The organism is Mesonia algae (assembly GCF_003253545.1).
GTDB lineage: Bacteria > Bacteroidota > Bacteroidia > Flavobacteriales > Flavobacteriaceae > Mesonia > Mesonia algae.
Genome location: NZ_QKYV01000028.1, coordinates 1 through 2,239, shown reverse-complemented (window position 1 = coordinate 2,239; position 2,239 = coordinate 1). Strand labels below are relative to the sequence as shown.

The 2,239-nt window shown below is 35.4% G+C and carries 1 protein-coding gene; it reads left to right on the top strand.

Annotated elements, in window-relative coordinates; genetic code table 11:
- Nucleotides 1-310: 310 nt before the first annotated feature.
- On the top strand, nucleotides 311-2,239 hold a 1,929-nt coding region (locus tag LX95_RS14445; protein WP_146240809.1), incomplete at its 3' end, for a PKD domain-containing protein.

The window sequence follows — 2,239 nt, the reverse complement described above, 5'->3', positions numbered from 1 at the left end:
TAACTTCACCTTAAAGCGCTAAAAAGTTTATTTCCGCGAAAGCGAAAAACATCAAAATAAAACCCCACTACATCTTACAAGGTGTAGTGGGGTTTCTTGTTAATAAAGGATTATGAAATTGCGGTAGAACGAATTTTATTATTAAATATTGATAGAGAGGGTAGGATTTATGTTTATAGTGTTGTTCTATTGTTGAAAAACAGTTTTATTTTAAAGTGGGAAATAATAGTTATACTTTATTGTATTTTTATTAAATTTCGCCTCTAAAACTGTTTCTTTTAGAAAACTCAATAAATTTTATCCTATTTTTATGAAGAAGTTATACTTATTAATTTTTATTTTACTTCCTATTTCCTTGTTTTCGCAAAACGTGATAATGGGTGATGCTAATGTAGATCAATGTTCGGGGAATTTTTATGATAATGGAGGTCCTAGTTCTGGTTATAATGATAACGGTGGGGTGGCTCAAGTGATAACTATTTGTTCAGATCAAGTGGGACAAGTTACCGAACTTAATTTCTCTCAATTTCTTTTAGGAGGAGCAGATGTTCTGAATATTTATGATGGAGATTCAACCGCGGCTCCACTAATTGGGGAGTATCAATTTGGTAATAGTCCGGGTCTTGTATTTGCATCTTCTACAAATACTTCAGGTTGTTTAACGGTAGAATTTGTTCCAGATGGAAATACATCACCTTTAGCTGGCTGGGCAGCCGAAATAAATTGTAGAGAGCCTTGTCAAGTAATTACAGCGCAGATAGACAATGTTACTCCATCTGAATTAGAAGGAGGTAATTATATAGTAACTTTTAATGAGTCTATTCTATTCCAAGGAAGCGGTATTTTTGAAGATGGCGATGGAACAGGAGCTACTTATGAGTGGGATTTTGGAGATGGAGATACAGGTGTAGGTCAAAATACGGCACATACCTATTCTCAAATAGGAACTTATGATGTTACTTTAATAATATATGACGCCAACAGTTGCCCTAGTGAAGAGATTACAATCACTGTAGAGGTTGAGTCTAATGCAGCTTCTTTTTGTGAAGATTTAAACCCGTTTTGTGCGGGAAGTGACGAGTTAGTTTTTCCGAATGCTAATCCTCAAAACGGAGGAGAGCCAGGTGCAGAAAATGGACCTGATTACGGTTGTCTTGGCTCACAGCCATATCCTGCTTGGTTTTATCTTCAAATAGATGAACCAGGAACTTTAAATTTTACTTTAGAACAAAATACGAGTCCCACTTTTAATGGTGGAGGTTTAGATGTCGATTTTATTGTATGGGGCCCATTTACAGAACCTGAAGGTAATTGTGGGAATCTAACATCTGCTAATGAGGTAGATTGTAGCTTTTCAGGAGCAGCAATTGAAGATGTTACCATACCAAATGCAGAAGAAGGAGAAATTTATATTATAGTTATTACAAATTATGATCAAGGTGCGGGATATATCAGTTTACAGCAAACTGGAGGTGCAGGAACTACAGATTGTTCTATTTTAGATACCTCTTTAGGAGAGGATCAAGAACTTTGTGAGGGCGAGACTTATACGATAGACGGTACGACAATAGGAGCAACTAGTTATCAATGGTCTATTTATAATGAAACTACGGGAGTTTATGATCCTATTTCCGGAGAAACTAATCCTGTAATTACGGTAAGTACTACGGGTATATATCAAGTTACTACAGAAGATGAGGATGGTGATGTTTCTTTTGATGAAATAGAAGTTGTTTTTTACGATATAGCAACCATAGAGACTTTAAATAATATAGAAGAATGTTTTACTCCTAATATTACAACTATTAATATTACTCAAGATGCAGATATTCTTGGAGCTCAAGATCCTACTGAATTTAATATTACTTACTATAATACCCAAGCTGAAGCGGATGCAGGAACAGGTAATATTCCAGATCCAGTAAACTATCCTTTTACAGCAAACATCACAGAAACAATTTTCGTAAGAGTTGAAAATGCTAATCTTACAGACTGTTATATTACAGGTAATTTTGAATTAGAGGTAAGTGTAGTAAATATTGGCAGCACATTAACAGATATAGAGGAGTGTGATGAAGATAATGATGGAGATGGGATTTTTGATTTAACAGAAAACGAAGACTTGGCTTTAGACGGACAAGATGCAGGATCTTATACGGTGACTTATTATGAGAGTCAGGCTGCTGCTGATGCTGGATCGCCAGAAATCGCTACGCCTACTTCCTATGAAAATGTAAAT